Source organism: Pseudomonas sp. S34, from assembly GCF_009866745.1.
Taxonomy (GTDB): domain Bacteria; phylum Pseudomonadota; class Gammaproteobacteria; order Pseudomonadales; family Pseudomonadaceae; genus Aquipseudomonas; species Aquipseudomonas jessenii.
The window spans coordinates 413,840-432,583 of sequence record NZ_CP019398.1; the positions used below are offsets into that span (position 1 = coordinate 413,840).

An 18,744-nucleotide genomic window follows, 5' to 3' on the forward strand; every position below is an offset into this window, starting at 1 on the left:
GGCTCGGATTAGAGCATCAGCCTGACGACGGATTCGTTCGGGTCGCGGGTTTTTCCGGCGGCTTTTAGCTCGGCCAGATAATCTTCCCAGAGTGCGTCATAACGTCGCCCCAGCTCGTACAGATATTCCCAGGTGAACAAGCCGCTGTCGTGGCCGTCGTCGAAGGTCAATTTCAGTGCGTACTGACCGGCGGGTTCTACCTTGGTCAGTCCTACGTTGATCTTGCCAAATTGCAGGATGGGTTTGCCGTGGCCTTGGACCTCGGCGGAAGGAGAGTGCACGCGCAAGAACTCGGCGGGCAGGGTGTACTCCTCGCCGGACGCGTATTTGAGCGTCAGGGTTTTCGAGGCTTTGTGCAGCTTGATGTCGGTGGGGAGTTGGGTCATGGCCTGAAGTCCGTTATGTGGCAGACCCCGATTTAAATGTGGGAGCGGGCTTGCTCGCGAAGAGGCCATGACATTCAACATCAATGTCGAATGTCAGACCGCTTTCGCGAGCAAGCCCGCTCCACAGGGTCCGCGATTACCGTAAGTATGGCTTACAGGATATAACGGGACAGGTCTTCGTTCTGCGCCAATTCGCCCAGGTGGCTGTTGACGTAGTCGGCGTCGATCTGGATCACCTTGTCGTCATGGGCGCTGGCCAGGTCGCCGGCGCTGAACGACACCTCTTCGAGCAGGCGCTCGAGCAGGGTGTGCAGGCGACGGGCGCCGATGTTTTCGGTTTTCTCGTTGACCTGCCAGGCGATCTCCGCGATGCGCTTGATGCCGCTCGGCTGGAACTCGATGCCCAGGCCTTCGGTTTTCAGCAGAGCGCAGTATTGCTCGGTGAGCGAGGCGTGAGGCTCGCTGAGGATGCGTTCGAAATCCTCAGGGGTCAGGGCCTTGAGTTCGACACGGATCGGCAGACGGCCTTGCAGCTCGGGCACCAGGTCGCTCGGCTTGCTCAGGTGGAACGCACCCGAAGCAATGAACAGGATGTGGTCGGTCTTGACCATGCCCAGCTTGGTGTTGACGGTGCAGCCTTCGATCAGCGGCAGCAGGTCGCGCTGCACGCCTTCGCGGGACACATCGACGCCACCGGAATTGCCACGCTTGGCGACCTTGTCGATTTCGTCGATGAACACGATGCCGTGCTGCTCGACCGCTTCCAGGGCCTTGGCCTTCAACTCTTCATCGTTGACCAGGCGACCGGCTTCTTCGTCGCGCACCAGCTTGAGCGCTTCCTTGACCTTGAGCTTGCGGGCTTTCTTCTTGCCCTTGCCCATGTTGGCAAACAGGCTTTGCAACTGGTTGGTCATTTCTTCCATGCCCGGTGGCGCGGAGATATCGACGCCGGTCAATTCGGCGACCTCGATTTCGATCTCCTTGTCATCCAGCTGACCTTCACGCAGGCGCTTGCGGAACAGTTGACGGGTGTTGGAGTCGGCAGTCGGGGCGTCGTCGCTGCTGAAGCCCATGCGCGCCGGTGGCAGCAATGCATCGAGGATGCGCTCTTCGGCGGCGTCTTCGGCGCGGTGGCGAACCTTGACGATTTCCTGTTCGCGCAGCAGCTTGATCGCCGCATCGGCCAGGTCACGAATGATCGATTCGACGTCGCGGCCGACATAGCCGACTTCAGTGAACTTGGTCGCTTCGACCTTGATGAACGGCGCATTGGCCAGTTTGGCCAGGCGACGGGCGATCTCGGTTTTACCGACACCGGTCGGGCCAATCATCAGGATGTTCTTTGGCGTTACTTCAACGCGCAGCTCTTCGGGCAGTTGCATGCGGCGCCAGCGGTTGCGCAGGGCAATGGCGACGGCGCGCTTGGCATCGTCCTGGCCGATGATGTGGCGGTTGAGTTCGTGGACGATTTCACGGGGAGTCATGGACATAATATTCAGTGGACCTCAAGCAAGAATGAGCCGTGGTGCGATGGCTGCACGGGCTTACTCGGCGCAGTCCTGCTCCTCAATGGTCTGGGTGTGGTTGGTGAATACACAGATGTCGCCGGCGATACCGAGGGCGGTTTCGACGATTTCCCGGGCTGACAGGTCGGTCTTTTTCAGCAGCGCGCTGGCCGCGGCCTGGGCGTAGGCGCCACCGGAACCCATGGCAATCAGGCCGTCTTCGGGCTCAACCACATCGCCGTTGCCGGTGATGATCAGGGAGGCGTCCTTGTTGGCAACCGCGAGCATGGCTTCAAGGCGGCTCAGGGAGCGGTCGGTGCGCCATTCTTTGGCGAGCTCGACGGCGGCGCGCACCAGGTGACCCTGGTGTTTTTCAAGCTGGCCTTCGAAACGTTCGAAGAGGGTAAAGGCGTCGGCGGTGGCACCGGCAAAACCGGCGATGACCTGACCGTGGTACAGGCGGCGAACTTTTTTCGCGTTGCCTTTCATCACGGTATTACCAAGGGAAACCTGGCCGTCGCCGCCCATGACGACTTTGCCGTGGCGGCGAACTGAAACGATGGTGGTCAAGGGAAGAGTCTCCACGCAGCGGGGCGAAAATGCCTTATGCCCATTCATATGGGGGTGCTGGAGTGGATTTCAACTGTAGGACGCGGCGGGGGACGAGCGGTGTGAGTCAGATGGAGTCTGTGGTGTTTACCAGGGCGCCTTCGCGAGCAAGCCCGCTCCCACATTGGAATGCGGTCGAATGTGGGAGCGGGCTTGCTCGCGAAGAACGATGACGCGGTGTCTGGGGCAATCGATCAGCGGCTCTGGCGTTGTTGTAACAACAAATTGCTGAAGCCTGCGCCCGCCAATTGTTTCTGCGCGGTGGTCAGTTGCTCGCGGTTGCTGAACGGACCGACCAGAACCCGATACCAGGTTTCGTCTTTCACCGTGCCGGACTCAACCGCCACGGCCTGGCCCAGCAGGATGATCTGCGCCCGCACCTTGTCCGCATCAGTCTCTTTGCGGAACGAGCCAGCCTGCAGGAAAAACTTCGTCACAGGCGCAGCCTTGACCGGTGGTGCAGGAGGCGGAGTAATCCCGGCCAAGGCAGCCTGGGCCCGTGCGGTGTCGATCTTCGCCGCTTCGGCCGGGGTGACCGGCGTGGTCGGGATGGCAGGCACTTGCGGCGTCGGCAGGGTTTTTTCCGGCACGGCATCCGGCGGCACGATGACTTCCGATTCCGGCAGCAAGGTGTAGAAGTCGTACTTCGGCTTCACCGGTTGCGTCGGGCTCGGCGGGGTCTTGTTGGCCTCGGCGATCTTGCTGGCTTTCTGCTGTTGCTGTTGCTCGACCTTTTCACGCTTGACCGTGTCGCTGCCCTTGCCCGGCTCCAGTTTCATCAAGAACACAAGGAACGCACCGACCGTGAGGCCGATGACCATCCACAACCAACCCGGAATCGGTTGCTTTGCAGGAGCTTGGTAACGGCTGGCGCCACGCTTGGGTGCAGGTTTTTTCTTGGCAGCCAACTTACATACGCTCCAGAGTTTCCAGGCCCAAGAGTTCCAGGCCTTGCTTGAGGGTGCGTCCGGTCAGCGCGGCGAGGCGCAGGCGGCTCTGCATTTGTGCCGGGGTATCGGCGGCGAGGATCGGGCAGTTCTCGTAGAAGCTGGAGAACAGGCCGGCGACGTCGTACAGGTAAGTGCAAAGGATGTGCGGGGTGCCTTTTTCGGACACGTTGTTCAGGATTTCACCGAACTGCGCAAGCTTCGCCGCCAGTTCATGTTCGTGCGCCGCTTCGAGGACGATCTGGCCTTCGACTTCGCTGAAGTCCTTGCCGAGCTTGCGGAACACGCCGGCCACGCGGGTGTAGGCGTACAGCAGGTACGGCGCGGTGTTGCCTTCGAAGTTGAGCATCAGGTCGAAGTTGAAGCTGTAGTCGCTGGTGCGGTGCTTGGACAGGTCGGCGTACTTCACTGCGCCGATGCCCACCACCTTGGCGATGTTGCGCAACTCGGCTTCGGCAAGTTCCGGGTTCTTGTCCTTGACCAGGGTGTAGGCGCGCTCCTGGGCTTCGGTCAGCAGGTCGATCAGCTTCACGGTGCCGCCATCACGGGTTTTGAACGGACGACCGTCCGCGCCGTTCATGGTGCCGAAGCCCATGTGTTCCATTTCCATCGGATGGGTCACGAAACCGGCCTTGCGCGCCACGGCGAACACTTGCTGGAAGTGCAGGGCCTGACGCTGGTCGACGAAGTACAGCGCACGATCGGCCTTGAGCTTGCCGCTGCGGTAGCGCACGGCCGCCAGGTCGGTGGTGGCGTAGAGGTAGCCGCCGTCAGCCTTGACGATGATCACCGGCAGCGGGTCGCCGTCGGCGTTCTTGAACTCGTCGAGGAACACGCACTGGGCGCCGTTGCTCTCGACCAGCATGCCTGCGGCCTTCAAGTCGTTGACCACGTTGATCAGGTCGTCGTTGTAGGCGCTTTCGCCCATCACGTCGGCCATGGTCAGTTTAACGTTGAGCAGTTCGTAGATCTTCTGGCAGTGGGACAGCGAGATGTCCTTGAACTTGGTCCACAGGGCCAGGCAATCGGCGTCGCCGGCCTGCAACTTGACCACCAGGCCACGGGCACGGTCGGCGAACTCTTCGGATTCGTCGAAGCGTTGCTTGGCGGCACGGTAGAAGTTCTCCAGGTCCGACAGCTCGTCGCTGGTGATCGGGTTTTCCTGCAGGTAAGCCATCAGCATGCCGAACTGGGTGCCCCAGTCGCCGACGTGGTTCTGACGGATCACGGTGTCGCCGAGGAACTCCAGCACGCGGGCCACGCCGTCGCCGATGATGGTCGAGCGCAGGTGACCGACGTGCATCTCCTTGGCCAGGTTCGGCGCCGACAGGTCGACCACGGTGCGCTGCACCGGGCCGGCCTTGCGCACGCCGATGTGGGTGTCGGCCAGGGCCGCGTCCAGGCGTGCGGCCAGGGCGTCGGTGTTCTGGAAGAAGTTCAGGAAGCCCGGGCCGGCGATTTCGGTCTTGGCGACATTTTCGTCAGCCGGCAGGGCGGCGATGATTTTTTCCGCCAGGTCGCGGGGCTTCATGCCGGCGGGCTTGGCCAGCATCATGGCGATGTTGCTGGCGAAATCGCCGTTCTTCTTGTCGCGGGAGTTTTCCACCTGGATCGCCGGCGACAGGCCTTCAGGCAACACACCTTCGTTGACGAGTTGGGTGATGGCTTGTTGGATCAGCTGGCGAATGGTGTCTTTCATGGTCTTCTCTTTCGACCGCAGGTGCGGCGGCGCATCATGCGCTGGTGGAAAAACTGGGCATTATCCGTTGCGAAGACGGGCTTGCCAACCTTAGCAGGCAGGATGTGGATGTGTGGTGACAATTAGGGCCTCTTCGCGAGCAAGTCGAATCGTCGCACCGCCGCTCCCACAGGTTTTGAGGTGGATACAAAATTTAGTTCCACCCGAGAACCATTGTGGGAGCGGGCTTGCTCGCGAAAGCGATCTCAAAATCAATATAGATCTACGGGGTCGACATCCAAGGACCAACGCACCGCCCGCCCGCTCGGCATCTGCTCCAGCACCAGCAACCAACTGGCCAGCAATCGATGCAAGGGTGCTCGCGCCGTGGCCTGTACCAACAGCTGTGCACGATAACGCCCGGCCCGGCGCTCCATCGGTGCCGGGACCGGTCCCAATAACTCGATCCCGGTCAGATTCTGCTCGGCCAGCAAACGCTCCGCCTCGCTGCAAGCCTCATCCAGGAAGCCTTCGGCCTGACCCGGTTTATGCGCCTCGGCCCGCAGCAGCGCCAGGTGCGCAAACGGCGGCAGACCGGCCGCGCGGCGTTCGCTCAAGGCCTGTTCGGCAAAGGCGAAATAGCCTTGCTCGGTCAATTGCACCAGCAGTGGATGGTCGGCCAGGTGCGTCTGGATAATCACCTTGCCCGGCTCCTCGGCGCGACCAGCGCGGCCGGCGACCTGCACGATCAATTGAGCCATGCGCTCGCTGGCGCGGAAGTCACCGGAGAACAGGCCGCCGTCGGCGTCGAGGATCGACACCAGCGTCACCCGTGGAAAGTGGTGACCTTTGGCAAGCATCTGCGTGCCGATCAGGATGCACGGCTGGCCTTTTTGAATGGTCGCGAACAACTGGTTCATCGCATCCTTGCGCGATGTGCTGTCGCGGTCGACCCGCAGCACCGGATAGTCCGGGAACAGAATCGCCAGGCGCTCCTCGGCCCGTTCGGTGCCGGCGCCAACGGGGCGCAGATCGACCTTGTTGCACTTCGGGCACTGGCGCGGCACGCGTTCGACGTAGCCGCAATGGTGGCAGCGCAACTCGCCGTAACGCTGGTGCACGGTCATTCGCGCATCACAGCGCTGGCACTCGGACATCCAGCCACAGTCATGGCACAGCAGGGTCGGGGCGAAGCCGCGGCGGTTGAGGAACACCAGGACTTGCTGTCCGGCGGCCAGAGTCTGGCCGATGGCTTGTTGCATCGGCCCGGAAATGCCGCTGTCCAGCGGGCGGCTTTTCACGTCCAGACGCAGAAAGCGCGGCTGTTTGGCGCCGCCGGCTCGCTCGTTCAAGCGCAGCAGCCCGTAGCGGCCGGTGTAGGCGTTGTGCAGGCTTTCCAGCGAAGGGGTGGCGGAGCCGAGGACAATCGGAATGTTTTCCTGTCGCGCCCGCACCAATGCCAGATCGCGGGCGTGGTAGCGCAAACCTTCCTGCTGTTTATAGGAGCCGTCGTGCTCTTCGTCGATGATGATCAGACCGGGGTTCTTCATCGGAGTGAACAGGGCCGAGCGGGTGCCGATAATGATGTCGGCCTCACCGTCCCGCGCGGCCAGCCAGGCCTCGAGGCGTTCGCGGTCATTGACCGCCGAATGGATCAGCGCGATACGGGCATTGAAACGCTGTTCGAAGCGCGCCAGGGTCTGCGGGCCGAGGTTGATTTCCGGGATCAGCACCAGCGCCTGCTTGCCGGCCTCGAGGGTTTCGCGGATCAACTGCAGATAGACTTCGGTCTTGCCGCTGCCGGTGACGCCGGCCAGCAGGAACGCGTGATAACTGTCGAAGCCGGCGCGAATCGCCTCATAGGCGGCGCGTTGCTCCGGGTTTAGGGGGAGTTCCGGTTGCGCCAGCCAGTGTTCGTGGCGTGCGCCAGGGGCGTGCCGGCGGATCTCGACCTGCACCAGGTCCTTGGCCAGCAGCAAATCCAGGCTGTCCTTGCTCAGCATCAGTTTGCTCAGCAATTGATGGGCGACGCCATGGGGATGTTGGGCCAGCGTGGCCAGGGCTTCACGCTGGCGCGGGGCGCGGGCGATGCGCGGATCGTCGAGGCTGGCCCCCGGCGCGGCGGACCAGAAGCGCTCCTGGCGTGCTTCGGCTAATTCACCCTGGCGCAGCAAAACCGGCAGCGCCCAGCTCAAAGTGTCGCCGAGGCTGTGCTGGTAATACTGGGACGTCCACAGGCACAGCTTGAACAGCGCGGGCGGCAGCGGTGGCGTAGCGTCGAGCAGGGCCAGGGCCGGCTTGAGTTTCTCGACCGGCACTTCGCTGGTGTCGGTGACTTCCACCAGAATACCGATCATCTCCCGTCGGCCGAACGGTACCCGCAGGCGCATGCCGGGGTGCAACTGGGCGCGCAGGACGCCGGCCGGAGCGCGGTAGTCGAACAGGCGGCGCAGCGGCGAAGGCAGGGCGAGGCGCAAAATGGCGTCGGGCACGCGGGGGGATCTCGATTAGCAGGCAACAAAAGAAGGAGTGGACGCAGATCAATTGTGGGAGCGGGCTTGCTCGCGAAGAAGGAGTGTCAGTCAACGCATTTATCGCCTGACACACCGCTTTCGCGAGCAAGCCCGCTCCCACATGGGAATGCGCTTGAGGCCGGGAGCCTAGCAGACGGTCGGTCTCAGGGACAGCTTGCGTGATTGGCATTGTCTGGTAGAATCCGCGGCCTAATTACGTGCGGTATTCAACAATAGTGTTGGGTGGCGGCACGCTAGCCTGAGGAAGACACCATGAAAGCTGATATCCATCCAGAATACCCAGCAGTTGCTGTTACCTGCAGCTGCGGCAACAAGTTCGAAACCCGTTCGACCTTCGGCAAAGCCCTGGCGATCGACGTTTGCAACGAATGCCACCCGTTCTACACCGGTAAGCAGAAGACTCTGGACACTGGCGGCCGCGTACAGCGCTTCGCCGACCGTTTCGGTGCTTTCGGCGCGAAAAAGGCCTAAGGCCAATCAACTTGGGAAGCCGTTGCGGTTTTTCCATGCTGATGAAGAAGGCGTCCCTCGCGGGCGCCTTTTTTATGTCCGCGATTTGGCTATCCGGCGCCCAGGCATTTTGCCCGACACCCAGCGGCCTGGCGCCTGTCGCGGTGCAGCGGGTGGTGGACGGCGACACCCTGCGCCTGAGCGATGGCCGCAGTGTGCGCATGATCGGCTTGAATACGCCGGAACTGGGCAAGAATGGCCGTTCCGACGAACCGTTCGCTGTGGTCGCGCGCAAGCGACTCGAAGCCTTGGTAGCGGCTAGCGACGGTCAGGTTGGTTTGCTGCCTGGCAAAGAAGGCAAGGACCATTACGGCCGCACCCTGGCTCATGTCTACGGTGCCGATGGCGCCAACCTCGAAGCGCAAATGCTCGCCGAAGGCCTGGGTTTTCAGGTGGCCGTGGCGCCGAATGTCGATCTGGTCACCTGTCAGCAAGCTGCAGAAACCAGCGCTCGACAGGCCGGGCTCGGTGTATGGCGCCAGTCGCCTGTACTGAAGGCGGAGCAGATCAGCACTTCCGGGTTCGCCGTGCTCAGCGGTCGTGTGAGCAAGGTTCAACGCAATCGCGGCGGGGTTTGGATCGAGTTACAGGATTCGGTTGTATTGCGCGTTGCACCCAATCTGCTGGGGCGGTTTGATGCGGGCTTGCTGGAAAGGCTCGAAGGCAAGCAGATCGAGGCGCGCGGGTGGGTACTGGATCGTTCGCGACGTGGCGGACTGAAAGAAGGTCAGGCGCGCTGGATGTTGCCCTTGACCGACCCGGCGATGTTTCAAGTCGTGCAGTGATAAAAAATTGTAGACATTTTTTGCGCTGATTGTGAACAGTCTAACCCTTGTATGCCGTGGCTCTTGGCCCAAAGTCGTAGGGCCGGGCGCTTGACAGGGGTGACCAGTCAGTCTTGTGGGGACTTTGCGAGGCGCGTATCCTCGCTGACCAGTCTGTCCAACAGTAAAAAGCGGAATGCCAAAATGTCTGATCTGAAAACTGCCGCTCTCGAATATCACGCCAATCCTCGTCCAGGGAAGCTGAGTGTCGAGCTCACCAAGGCCACTGCTACCGCTCGCGACCTGTCGCTGGCCTACAGCCCGGGCGTAGCCGAACCAGTACGCGAGATCGCCCGCGATCCTGAACTGGCCTACAAGTACACCGGCAAAGGCAACCTGGTTGCAGTCATTTCCGATGGCACCGCGATTCTCGGTCTGGGTAACCTCGGCCCATTGGCTTCCAAGCCAGTGATGGAAGGCAAAGGCGTACTGTTCAAGCGCTTCGCCGGCATCGACGTTTTCGACATCGAAGTCGACTCCGAAAGCCCGCAAGCCTTCATCGACACCGTCAAGCGCATCTCCATCACCTTCGGTGGCATCAACCTGGAAGACATCAAGGCACCAGAGTGCTTTGAAATCGAGCGCGCTCTGATCGAGCAGTGCGATATTCCGGTATTCCACGATGACCAGCACGGCACCGCTATCGTGACCGCCGCCGGCATGATCAACGCCCTGGAAATCGCTGGCAAAACCCTGCCGGAAGCCAAGATCGTCTGCCTGGGTGCCGGCGCTGCCGCCATCTCCTGCATGAAGTTGCTGGTGAGCATGGGCGCCAACATCGAAAACATCTACATGGTCGACCGCACCGGCGTGATCCACTCCGGCCGTGACGACCTGAACCAGTACAAGGCTGTGTTCGCTCACGCGACCGACAAGCGCACCCTGGCTGACGCCCTGCAAGGCGCTGATGTGTTCGTTGGTCTGTCCGGCCCGAACCTGCTGAGTGCTGAAGGCCTGCTGTCGATGGCGCCTAACCCGATCGTGTTCGCCTGCTCGAACCCTGATCCGGAAATCTCCCCGGAGCTGGCGCACGCTACCCGTAGCGACGTGATCATGGCCACCGGTCGTTCCGACTACCCGAACCAGGTCAACAACGTACTGGGCTTCCCGTTCATCTTCCGCGGTGCCCTGGACGTTCGCGCCAAGCGCATCAACGAAGAAATGAAAGTGGCTGCGGCCAACGCCCTGCGTGAACTGGCCAAGCTGCCGGTGCCTCAGGAAGTGTGCGACGCCTACGGCGGCATCAAGCTGGAATTCGGTCGTGAGTACATCATTCCGAAGCCAATGGATGCCCGTCTGATCACCCTGATCTCCGATGCTGTGGCCAAAGCTGCCATCGAGACCGGCGTGGCGACCCTGCCGTATCCGAAGAACTACCCGCTCAAAAGCGTGGATGACGTGTTCAACGGCTAAGCCGTTGTAGCGCTTCAACGAAAAGCCCCGGCTTGTGAGAGTCGGGGCTTTTTTGTGCCTGAAGGTTTTGTGGGGTTTTTGATGGCCTCTTCGCGAGCAAGCCCGCTCCCACATTGGACGAGGGTGAGTACAGGTTTGTGTTCGCCTCCAATCCTGTGGGAGCGGGCTTGCTCGCGAAGAGGCCGGGTCGGCCAACATCAAAACCGGCAGGCAATAAAAAGCCCCGCTCTTCTCTCGAAGGCAGGGCGTTTTAATATTGCCGTGATCAGAACAAATCGATCGGCGCCGCTTCATCCGCCGGCAGTGGGCTGCCAGGTGCCAGACCGTTACCCAGCTCGTTCCCGGACGGTGGCGTATCTTCGACCTTGAACAGTTCAAAGTAGGCCCCCGGGGTGCCCGGGCTGGCTGCGCGACCGCTGATCGGATCGACTCGCAGGCTGAGGATGCCTTCGGGCTCCGATTGAGTATGCGGTGGTTTGCCTTTGAGCGCGGCGCCCATGTAGTTCATCCAGATCGGCAGCGCGACGGTGCCGCCGAATTCCTTGCGACCCAGGCTTTCCGGTTGATCGAAGCCGGTCCACACGGTCGTCACGTAATCGGCGTTGTAGCCGGAGAACCAGGCGTCCTTGGATTCGTTGGTCGTACCGGTCTTGCCGGCAATGTCAGGGCGGCCCAGGGCGAGCGCGCGGCGACCGGTGCCGAGCTTGATCACATCCTCAAGCATGCTGTTGAGGATGTACGTGGTGCGCCCATCAACGATGCGTTCGGCCACGGCGGGTGCTTGTGGTGTCGGCGTAGTGCCCGGTGCCTCGCCCGGCGTTGCGTTGACCGTGAAGGCTTGGGCGGTTGGCACGGCAATGCCATCGCTGGCAGCGCCGCCCTGAGGCACGCTCGGCGGGTTGGCGACGAACAGCGTGTCGCCGTTGCGGCTTTCGATCTTGTCGATGATGTACGGGGTGATCTTGTAGCCGCCGTTGGCGAAGGCGCTCCAGCCGGTGGCGATTTCCATGGGCGTCAGGGTCGCGGTGCCCAGCGCCAGGGACAGGTTGGGTGGCAAGTCCTGTTTGTTGAAACCGAAGCGCGTGATGTAGTCGATGGTCTTGCCGACGCCCATCGCTTGCAGCAAGCGGATCGACACCAGGTTGCGCGACTTGTACAGCGCTTCACGCAGGCGAATCGGGCCGAGGAAGGTGTTGGTGTCGTTCTTCGGGCGCCAGACCTTGTCCAGGTACTCGTCGACGAACACGATCGGTGCGTCGTTCACCAGGCTGGAGGCGGTGTAGCCGCTATCCAGTGCGGCGGCGTAGACGAACGGTTTGAAGCTCGAGCCCGGCTGGCGCTTGGCCTGCAATGCGCGGTTGTAGTTGCTCTGTTCGAAGGCGAAGCCGCCCACCAGCGAACGAATGGCGCCGTTCTGTGGGTCCAGGGACACCAGAGCGCCCTGGGCCTGTGGGATCTGGCTGAACTTCAGCGAATTGTCCGGCTGACGCTGCACGCGAATCAGATCGCCGACCTGGGCCACGTCCGAGGGTTGTTTCGGGTTGGCGCCCATGCTGTTGGTGTTCAGGAACGGCCGGGCCCACTTCATGGTGTCCCAGTTCACGTGTTCCTGACCGGTGCGGGTCAGTACCTGCAGGCCGGTCTTGTCGATCTGGGTCACGATGGCCGGTTCCAGGCCGCTGATGATGCGTTGTTTGGTCAGCTCGGTTGCCCAGGCCTCGCGGGTCTTGCCCGGCAGCCGCGACTCTGGCCCGCGATAGCCGTGACGCTGGTCGTAGGTCATCAGGCCTTCGTGGACCGCGGTGTTGGCCAGCTCCTGGAGGTCGCTCGGTACCGTGGTCGTGACGCGGAAGCCTTCGGTATACGCATCGCTACCGTAACGCCCGACCATTTCGGCACGGGCCATTTCGGCGATGTACGGGGCGTTCACTTCCGGGGTCGGCACGTGATAGCTGGCGTTCAGTGGCTCGTTGACTGCAGCGGTGTAGTCGGCCTCGCTGATTTTTCCGAGCTTGTACATGCGCCCCAGGATCCAGTCGCGACGCTCCTTGCTGCGCGCCGGGTTGGCCAGCGGGTTGAAGCGCGACGGCGCCTTGGGCAGGCCAGCGATCATCGCCATCTGCGCCAGGCTGACATCGCGGATCGATTTGCCGTAATAGACCTGCGCCGCCGCCTCGATGCCGTAGGCGCGGTTACCCAGATAGATCTTGTTGACGTACAGCTCGAGGATCTCGTCCTTGGTCAGCTGCTGTTCGATCTGCAGGGCCAGCAGGATCTCGGTGGTCTTGCGTGAAAAGCTGCGTTCGCTGGTCAGGAAGAAGTTCTTCGCCACCTGCATGGTGATCGTGCTGCCGCCGGACTGGATGTGTCCGCTTTTGACCAGTTGGGTCGCGGCACGCATCAGGCTGCTCGGATCGACGCCGTAGTGGTTGGCGAAATTGTCGTCTTCAGCACTTAGTAACGCATTGATGAAATTGGGGGGAATGTCGGCGAAACGGATCGGTGTACGGCGCATTTCGCCAAATTCTGCGATCAACTTGTTATCGCTGCTGTAGACCCGCAAAGGGATCTGCAACTGGATGCTTCTCAGCGCCTCCACGGACGGTAGTCCGGGACTAAGGTAAAGGTACGCCCCGCTCAGACCCAGAAGGAGTCCGCAGAAAACCGCGACGATGGACCAACCGAAAAACTTCAGCAGACGAATCAAGGCTTTTGGATATCCAGGGTAAAAAATGAATTGGGCAACAGGGTTCAGGCTAATCGAGAACGACCCGCGCTTGAGCAAAAGCGGAAAAAAACGCTGGGCATTATAAGCATTTTTCTGATCGGGAGCGTGGCTGGCGCTGCTGTCAAGACGGGTGGATTGAACGCAATGGACATTGCAGAGTCCGTAACTCACGGAAAGTCATAGGGAATTGGTAGTGCCAGGACTCTTCAAGAAAAAATCCAATACGCTGCTGGGAATCGACATCAGTTCCACCTCGGTGAAACTTCTTGAGTTGAGCCGTCAGGGTGAGCGCTACCGGGTCGAGGCCTATGCGGTCGAGCCATTGCCGGTCGGCGCGGTGATCGAAAAGAATATCGCCGAGCTCGAAGGTGTGGGGCTGGCCCTCACTCGCGCGCTGGCCAAGGCCAGAACCGCCCTCAAGAACGTGGCCGTGGCCGTGGCGGGCTCAGCGGTGATCACCAAGACCCTCGAGATGGATGCCGGTCTTTGCGAAGACGAAATGGAAAGCCAGCTGAAAATCGAAGCTGACCAGTACATTCCTTATCCCCTGGACGAAGTCGCGATCGACTTTGAAGTCCAGGGCACCTCCGGGCGTAATCCCGAGCGCGTCAACGTGCTGCTCGCCGCTTGTCGCAAGGAAAACGTCGAAGTCCGCGAGGCCGCCCTGGCCCTGGCGGGGCTGACCGCCCGCGTGGTCGATGTCGAGGCCTACGCGCTGGAGCGTTCATTCGAACTTCTGGCCAGTCGACTCGCGGTTTCCGAGAAACCTTTGACGGTCGCAGTGGTGGACATCGGCGCCACCATGACCACCCTGAGCGTGCTGCACAACGGGCGGATTATCTACACCCGCGAACAACTGTTCGGCGGTCGGCAACTGACCGAGGAAATCCAGCGTCGCTACGGCCTGACGCTGGAGCAGGCGGGGCTGGCGCAAAAGAAGGGCGGGTTGCCGGATGACTATGCCGCTGAGGTCTTGCAGCCATTTCGAGAGGCGCTGGTGCAGCAGGTGTCGCGCTCGTTGCACTTCTTCCTTGCTTCCGGCCAGTACAGCGCCGTCGACCATGTCCTGCTGGCCGGCGGTACGGCGTCGATCCCGGGGCTGGACCGTTTGATCGAGCAGCAATTGGGCACCCCGACCCAGGTCGCGAACCCGTTTTGCGAAATGACTCTGGGCAGCAAGGTCAATGGCGCTGCCCTGGCGAGTGATGCCCCCGCGTTGATGATCGCCTGCGGTCTGGCCCTCAGGAGCTTCGACTGATGGCACGGATCAACCTTTTACCCTGGCGCGAGGAGCGGCGTGAAGTCCGCCGCAAGCGCTTCCTGCTGGTCCTGGTGGCGGCAATGGTGGGCGCGATGGGTACGGTGCTGGTCGCGAACCAGGTCATTGGCGGTGCCATCGACCAGCAAGTCGCCCGTAACGATTACATCGGCAAGCAAGTCGCCGTGGTCGATGAGCGAATCAGTCAGATCAATGATCTCAAGGCGCGCCGTCAGCAATTGGTCGAGCGCATGGGCGTCATCCAGGACCTGCAAGGCAATCGCCAAATCAGCGGGCGAATATTTGACCAGTTGGCGAGAGCCCTGCCCGACGGCGTGTATTTCACCGAAGTGAAAATGACCGCAAAGACCTTGTCCATCACCGGTGCCGCACAATCCAACAACCGCGTTTCAGAATTGATGCGCAACCTCGAGGCGTCAGACTGGTTCGATGCGCCGAGCCTGACCGAAGTCAAGGCCACGGCTGCCGGCCAGTTGGAGCAGGCAAACGTCTTCCAGTTGACCGTCCGCCAGACTCAACCCGCAACACCGGAGGGGGGCAAATGAGTCTGTCCGAATGGTTTGAAGGGCTGCGCAAGATCGACATCAATGATCTGGATACCAGCAACATGGGTTCCTGGCCGCCGGCGATCAAGTGTCTGGTGGTCGCTTTGCTCGTGTTTCTGGTGCTGGCCTTTGGCTATAATTTTTCCACCCGCGACCTTGTGAGCCAGCTCGATCTCAAGCGCGAGGAAGAGTCGACACTCAAGGAGCAGTTCGCCAGCAAGGCCCGCATGGCGGCGAACCTGGATCTCTATTCCCGGCAGTTGAAAGAGATGGAGAACACCTTCGTCGTGCTGTTGCGGCAATTGCCCAGCGATACCGAAGTGCCCGGCCTGCTCGAAGACATCACGCGTACGGGCCTCGACAGTGGCCTGGAGTTCGAAGAGATCAAGTTGCTGCCGGAGGTGGCCCAGCCGTTCTACATCGAACTGCCGATCCAGATCACGGTCGCCGGGGAATACCACGACCTGGCCACCTTCGTCAGTGGTGTGGCCGGGTTGCCGCGAATCGTTACCTTGCACGATTTCGATCTGGCTCCTGTCAGCCCTGAGGGTGGTCCGAAACTGCGCTTGACCATCCTCGCCAAGACCTACCGCTACAACGACAAGGGACAGCATCAATGAGCCCGGCACGTTGTTTTTCGGTGGTGGTGTTGCTGTCTGCCCTGTCCGGTTGTGGCGGGGGCGATGACTACACCGATCTGGACGCGTACATGGACGAAATGCGCCTGCACGGGCCGGGGAAGATTGAACCAACGCCAGTATTCCAGTCTTACCCTGCATTCACTTACAACGCGGCGAATCTGCGCAGCCCGTTTTCGCCGCAGATCAGCACTGATCTGGCGGCCCGGCGGCGGGGTTCGGGTAACGTCAAACCTGACCCGGGTCGGGTCAAGCAATACCTCGAAGGCTTCAACATCGAGCAGTTTGAAATGGTCGGCACCCTTTCCAATGCAACGGGCTCCTATGCCCTGCTGCGCGGGGCGGGTGGGGTGCACCGGCTGAAAGTCGGCGATTACCTGGGGCGTAACCACGGACGGATCGTTGCGATCAGTGGCTCTCAAGTCGATATGGTTGAAATTGTCCCCGATGGTCAGGGTGCGTGGCTGGAGCGTCCCCGGACCATCCCTTTGAAAGAGCACTCATAGTGGAACTCCAATAATGAACAGGATTCTTTCCACCGTCGGCCTTTCGCTATGGATAGCGTTGTTGTCGCCGATGGTACAAGCGGCCAATCTCAAGGCGCTGGATGTCGCAGCGCTGCCGGGTGACCGTGTCGAGTTGAAGTTGTCGTTCGATGCGCCGCCCCCGGTGCCCCACGGCTACACGACGGATTCGCCAGCCCGGATTGCCCTGGATTTGCCGGGTGTCGCCAGTCAGCTGGCGAGCAAGACTCACGATCTGGGCAGTGGAAATGCCCGAAGTGCGACGGTGGTGGAAGCCCGGGACCGTACGCGATTGATCATCAACCTGACCCAGCCGGCCCCGTACGACTCGCGAATAGAAGGTAACAATCTGCTGGTTGTTGTCGGGCAGGGAGTCAAACCGTCGATATCCAGGCCGGCGGCGGTAGCAACGCCGGTTCCGGCACGAGCCGTTGCGACGGCGGGCAAGGCCATTCGGGGTGTGGATTTCCAGCGGGGGACCCAGGGCGAAGGCAACGTGGTGATCGACTTGTCGGATCCATCGATTGCGCCCGACATACAAGAGCGCGAAGGCAGGATCATCGTCGGATTTGCCAAGACCTTATTGCCCGAGCGATTGCGCGTGCGCCTGGACGTGAAGGATTTCGCCACGCCCGTGCAGTTCGTCAATGCCAGCGCGAGCGGCGATCGAGCCACCATCAGCATTGAGCCCGGCGGCACGTTCGATTACTCGACCTATCAGACTGACAATAAGCTCACGGTCAGCGTTCGCCCGGCGACGGTCGACGAACTGCAAAAACGCAATGCCGGGCAACAGGCCTACAGTGGCGAGAAGCTATCGCTGAACTTCCAGGACATCGATGTGCGCTCGGTGCTGCAACTGATCGCCGATTTCACCAACCTCAATCTGGTGGCCAGCGACACGGTCCAGGGGGGAATTACCCTGCGCTTGCAGAACGTGCCGTGGGATCAGGCGCTGGATCTGGTGCTGAAAACCAAGGGGCTGGACAAGCGCAAGGTCGGCAATGTCCTGCTGGTTGCGCCGGCCGATGAAATTGCTGCCCGTGAGCGTCAGGAGCTCGAATCGCAGAAGCAGATTGCCGATCTGGCGCCGTTGCGTCGGGAGCTGTTGCAGGTCAATTACGCCAAGGCGGCGGATATCGCCAAGCTCTTCCAGTCGGTGACCAGTGCCGAAGCGAAACCCGACGAACGGGGATCAATCACCGTCGATGAACGCACCAACAACATCATTGCCTACCAGACCCAGGACCGGCTGGATGAGCTGCGCAGGATCGTCACGCAGCTGGATATCCCTGTGCGTCAGGTGATGATCGAGGCGCGCATTGTCGAAGCCAACGTCGACTATGACAAAAGCCTCGGGGTGCGCTGGGGTGGTTCGATACAGAACAAGGGCAACTGGAACACCTCCGGCGTCAGCAATGGACTCAATGGGTCATCGACCATTGGCACGCCCGGCAGTACCAGCACCAACTCACCGTTCGTCGACATGGGCGTAGCCAACAACACCTCGGGAATCGGCATCGCCTTCATCACCGATAACGTCTTGCTGGACCTGGAGCTGACGGCCATGGAGAAAACCGGCAACGGGGAAATCGTCTCGCAGCCCAAGGTGGTCACGTCCGACAAGGAAACCGCCAAAATCCTCAAGGGCACGGAAATTCCCTATCAGGAAGCCAGCTCCAGTGGCGCGACTTCGGTGTCGTTCAAGGAGGCGTCGCTGTCGCTGGAGGTGACGCCGCAGATCACGCCCGACAACCGGATCATCATGGAAGTCAAGGTGACCAAGGACGAACCGGACTACCTGAACAAGGTTCAGGATGTACCCCCCATCAAGAAAAACGAAGTCAACGCCAAGGTCCTGGTCAACGATGGCGAGACCATCGTCATTGGTGGTGTTTTCTCAAATACTCAGAGCAAGGTTGTAGATAAGGTGCCATTTCTTGGCGATGTGCCGTATCTTGGCCGCCTTTTCCGGCGTGATGTGGTTTCGGAGAAAAAATCCGAGCTGTTGGTATTCCTCACTCCGCGTATCATGAATAATCGGGCGATTGCTGTGAGTCATTGATTCTGTGCGAAATTTGATTCTTGTTGGACCGATGGGGGCTGGAAAAAGCACCATCGGCCGGTTGCTGGCCAAAGAGCTGCGCCTGCCATTCAAAGATTCCGATAAGGAAATTGAATTGCGCACGGGCGCCAATATCCCTTGGATCTTCGATAAGGAAGGCGAACCGGGTTTTCGTGATCGCGAGCAGGCAATGATTGCCGAGCTGTGCGATTGCGACGGTGTGGTGCTGGCGACAGGCGGGGGCGCGGTCATGCGCGAAGCCAATCGTCGGGCACTGCATGCCGGTGGGCGGGTGGTTTATCTGCATGCGTCAGTCGAGCAGCAGGTCGGCCGCACGTCTCGCGACCGCAATCGGCCATTGCTGCGCACCGCCGACCCGGCCAAGACCCTGCGGGATCTGCTGGCGATCCGCGATCCGCTTTATCGGGAAATTGCCGACCTGGTGGTCGAAACCGATGAGCGGCCGCCACGAATGGTCGTACTCGACATTCTAGAGCGTCTGCAGCAGTTGCCACCCCGTTAAAGCGCCGTGCGAAATGCGCTATCCTCGGCGTCCCGC

16 protein-coding genes are annotated in these 18,744 nt (G+C 61.0%); 9 read left to right on the forward strand and 7 right to left on the reverse strand.

The window, feature by feature from the left end:
• Window positions 1-8 precede the first annotated feature (8 nt).
• From PspS34_RS01820 to PspS34_RS01845, 6 genes are all read right to left on the reverse strand, one after another.
• Complete coding sequence (locus PspS34_RS01820) at window positions 9-386, reverse strand: DUF971 domain-containing protein (RefSeq protein ID WP_150811969.1); 378 nt, start codon at window positions 384-386, stop codon at window positions 9-11.
• 152 nt (window positions 387-538) lie between these two features.
• On the reverse strand, window positions 539-1,876 hold the full coding sequence (gene hslU, locus PspS34_RS01825; protein ID WP_154861188.1) for an HslU--HslV peptidase ATPase subunit: 1,338 nt from the start codon (window positions 1,874-1,876) through the stop codon (window positions 539-541).
• A gap of 54 nt (window positions 1,877-1,930) precedes the next feature.
• Window positions 1,931-2,461, reverse strand: coding sequence for an ATP-dependent protease subunit HslV (gene hslV, locus PspS34_RS01830; protein ID WP_007975582.1), 531 nt, complete (start codon window positions 2,459-2,461; stop codon window positions 1,931-1,933).
• A gap of 233 nt (window positions 2,462-2,694) precedes the next feature.
• Window positions 2,695-3,408, reverse strand: a complete 714-nt coding sequence (locus tag PspS34_RS01835) for an SPOR domain-containing protein (protein ID WP_057712359.1) — start codon at window positions 3,406-3,408, stop codon at window positions 2,695-2,697.
• Window position 3,409: 1 nt separating this feature from the next.
• Window positions 3,410-5,146 (reverse strand): arginine--tRNA ligase, encoded by a 1,737-nt coding sequence (argS, locus tag PspS34_RS01840; RefSeq protein ID WP_102672218.1) that lies wholly within the window; start codon window positions 5,144-5,146, stop codon window positions 3,410-3,412.
• Between the two features lie 251 nt (window positions 5,147-5,397).
• On the reverse strand, window positions 5,398-7,617 hold the full coding sequence (locus PspS34_RS01845) for a primosomal protein N' (RefSeq protein ID WP_090452665.1): 2,220 nt from the start codon (window positions 7,615-7,617) through the stop codon (window positions 5,398-5,400).
• 294 nt (window positions 7,618-7,911) lie between these two features.
• Here PspS34_RS01845 and rpmE point away from each other — a divergent pair, with 294 nt between their 5' ends.
• From rpmE to PspS34_RS01860, 3 genes are all read left to right on the forward strand, one after another.
• On the forward strand, window positions 7,912-8,130 hold the full coding sequence (gene rpmE / locus PspS34_RS01850; protein WP_008047849.1) for a 50S ribosomal protein L31: 219 nt from the start codon (window positions 7,912-7,914) through the stop codon (window positions 8,128-8,130).
• A 35-nt stretch (window positions 8,131-8,165) separates the two neighbouring features.
• Window positions 8,166-8,954 carry a thermonuclease family protein gene (locus tag PspS34_RS01855; RefSeq protein WP_154861186.1) on the forward strand — a complete coding sequence of 263 codons (789 nt, stop codon included), beginning with the start codon at window positions 8,166-8,168 and terminating at the stop codon, window positions 8,952-8,954.
• A gap of 183 nt (window positions 8,955-9,137) precedes the next feature.
• Window positions 9,138-10,406 carry a malic enzyme-like NAD(P)-binding protein gene (locus tag PspS34_RS01860; protein WP_008047852.1) on the forward strand — a complete coding sequence of 423 codons (1,269 nt, stop codon included), beginning with the start codon at window positions 9,138-9,140 and terminating at the stop codon, window positions 10,404-10,406.
• Between the two features lie 265 nt (window positions 10,407-10,671).
• Here the strand turns inward: PspS34_RS01860 and PspS34_RS01865 are convergent, their stop codons facing one another.
• Window positions 10,672-13,113: a penicillin-binding protein 1A gene (locus tag PspS34_RS01865; protein ID WP_154861185.1), complete on the reverse strand. Its 2,442-nt coding sequence runs from the start codon at window positions 13,111-13,113 to the stop codon at window positions 10,672-10,674.
• Window positions 13,114-13,327: 214 nt separating this feature from the next.
• Between PspS34_RS01865 and PspS34_RS01870 the strand changes: the two genes are divergently transcribed.
• From PspS34_RS01870 to aroK, 6 genes are read left to right on the forward strand one after another with little or no spacing between them, the layout of a single operon-like run.
• Window positions 13,328-14,392, forward strand: coding sequence for a pilus assembly protein PilM (locus PspS34_RS01870; protein WP_154861184.1), 1,065 nt, complete (start codon window positions 13,328-13,330; stop codon window positions 14,390-14,392).
• Window positions 14,392-14,958, forward strand: coding sequence for a PilN domain-containing protein (locus PspS34_RS01875; RefSeq protein WP_154861183.1), 567 nt, complete (start codon window positions 14,392-14,394; stop codon window positions 14,956-14,958). The genes PspS34_RS01870 and PspS34_RS01875 overlap by 1 nt, the downstream gene beginning before the upstream one ends.
• The gene (gene pilO, locus PspS34_RS01880) at window positions 14,955-15,578 is read left to right on the forward strand and encodes a type 4a pilus biogenesis protein PilO (protein ID WP_154861182.1); all 624 of its coding nucleotides are present in this window, start codon (window positions 14,955-14,957) and stop codon (window positions 15,576-15,578) included. Before PspS34_RS01875 ends, pilO begins: the two co-directional genes overlap by 4 nt.
• On the forward strand, window positions 15,575-16,102 hold the full coding sequence (locus PspS34_RS01885; protein ID WP_154861181.1) for a pilus assembly protein PilP: 528 nt from the start codon (window positions 15,575-15,577) through the stop codon (window positions 16,100-16,102). The genes pilO and PspS34_RS01885 overlap by 4 nt, the downstream gene beginning before the upstream one ends.
• A 13-nt stretch (window positions 16,103-16,115) precedes the next feature.
• Complete coding sequence (gene pilQ / locus PspS34_RS01890; RefSeq protein ID WP_154861180.1) at window positions 16,116-18,185, forward strand: type IV pilus secretin PilQ; 2,070 nt, start codon at window positions 16,116-16,118, stop codon at window positions 18,183-18,185.
• A 4-nt stretch (window positions 18,186-18,189) separates the two neighbouring features.
• Complete coding sequence (gene aroK / locus PspS34_RS01895) at window positions 18,190-18,708, forward strand: shikimate kinase AroK (RefSeq protein WP_057712350.1); 519 nt, start codon at window positions 18,190-18,192, stop codon at window positions 18,706-18,708.
• Window positions 18,709-18,744: the final 36 nt, after the last annotated feature.

Coding starts and splice junctions, on each gene's coding strand:
- PspS34_RS01820 (WP_150811969.1), bottom strand. CDS start 386: ATGACCCAACTCCCCACCGACATCAAGCTGCACAAAGCCTCGAAAACC.
- hslU (WP_154861188.1), bottom strand. CDS start 1,876: ATGTCCATGACTCCCCGTGAAATCGTCCACGAACTCAACCGCCACATC.
- argS (WP_102672218.1), bottom strand. CDS start 5,146: ATGAAAGACACCATTCGCCAGCTGATCCAACAAGCCATCACCCAACTC.
- rpmE (WP_008047849.1), top strand. CDS start 7,912: ATGAAAGCTGATATCCATCCAGAATACCCAGCAGTTGCTGTTACCTGC.
- PspS34_RS01855 (WP_154861186.1), top strand. CDS start 8,166: ATGCTGATGAAGAAGGCGTCCCTCGCGGGCGCCTTTTTTATGTCCGCG.
- PspS34_RS01860 (WP_008047852.1), top strand. CDS start 9,138: ATGTCTGATCTGAAAACTGCCGCTCTCGAATATCACGCCAATCCTCGT.
- PspS34_RS01875 (WP_154861183.1), top strand. CDS start 14,392: ATGGCACGGATCAACCTTTTACCCTGGCGCGAGGAGCGGCGTGAAGTC.
- pilO (WP_154861182.1), top strand. CDS start 14,955: ATGAGTCTGTCCGAATGGTTTGAAGGGCTGCGCAAGATCGACATCAAT.
- PspS34_RS01885 (WP_154861181.1), top strand. CDS start 15,575: ATGAGCCCGGCACGTTGTTTTTCGGTGGTGGTGTTGCTGTCTGCCCTG.
- pilQ (WP_154861180.1), top strand. CDS start 16,116: ATGAACAGGATTCTTTCCACCGTCGGCCTTTCGCTATGGATAGCGTTG.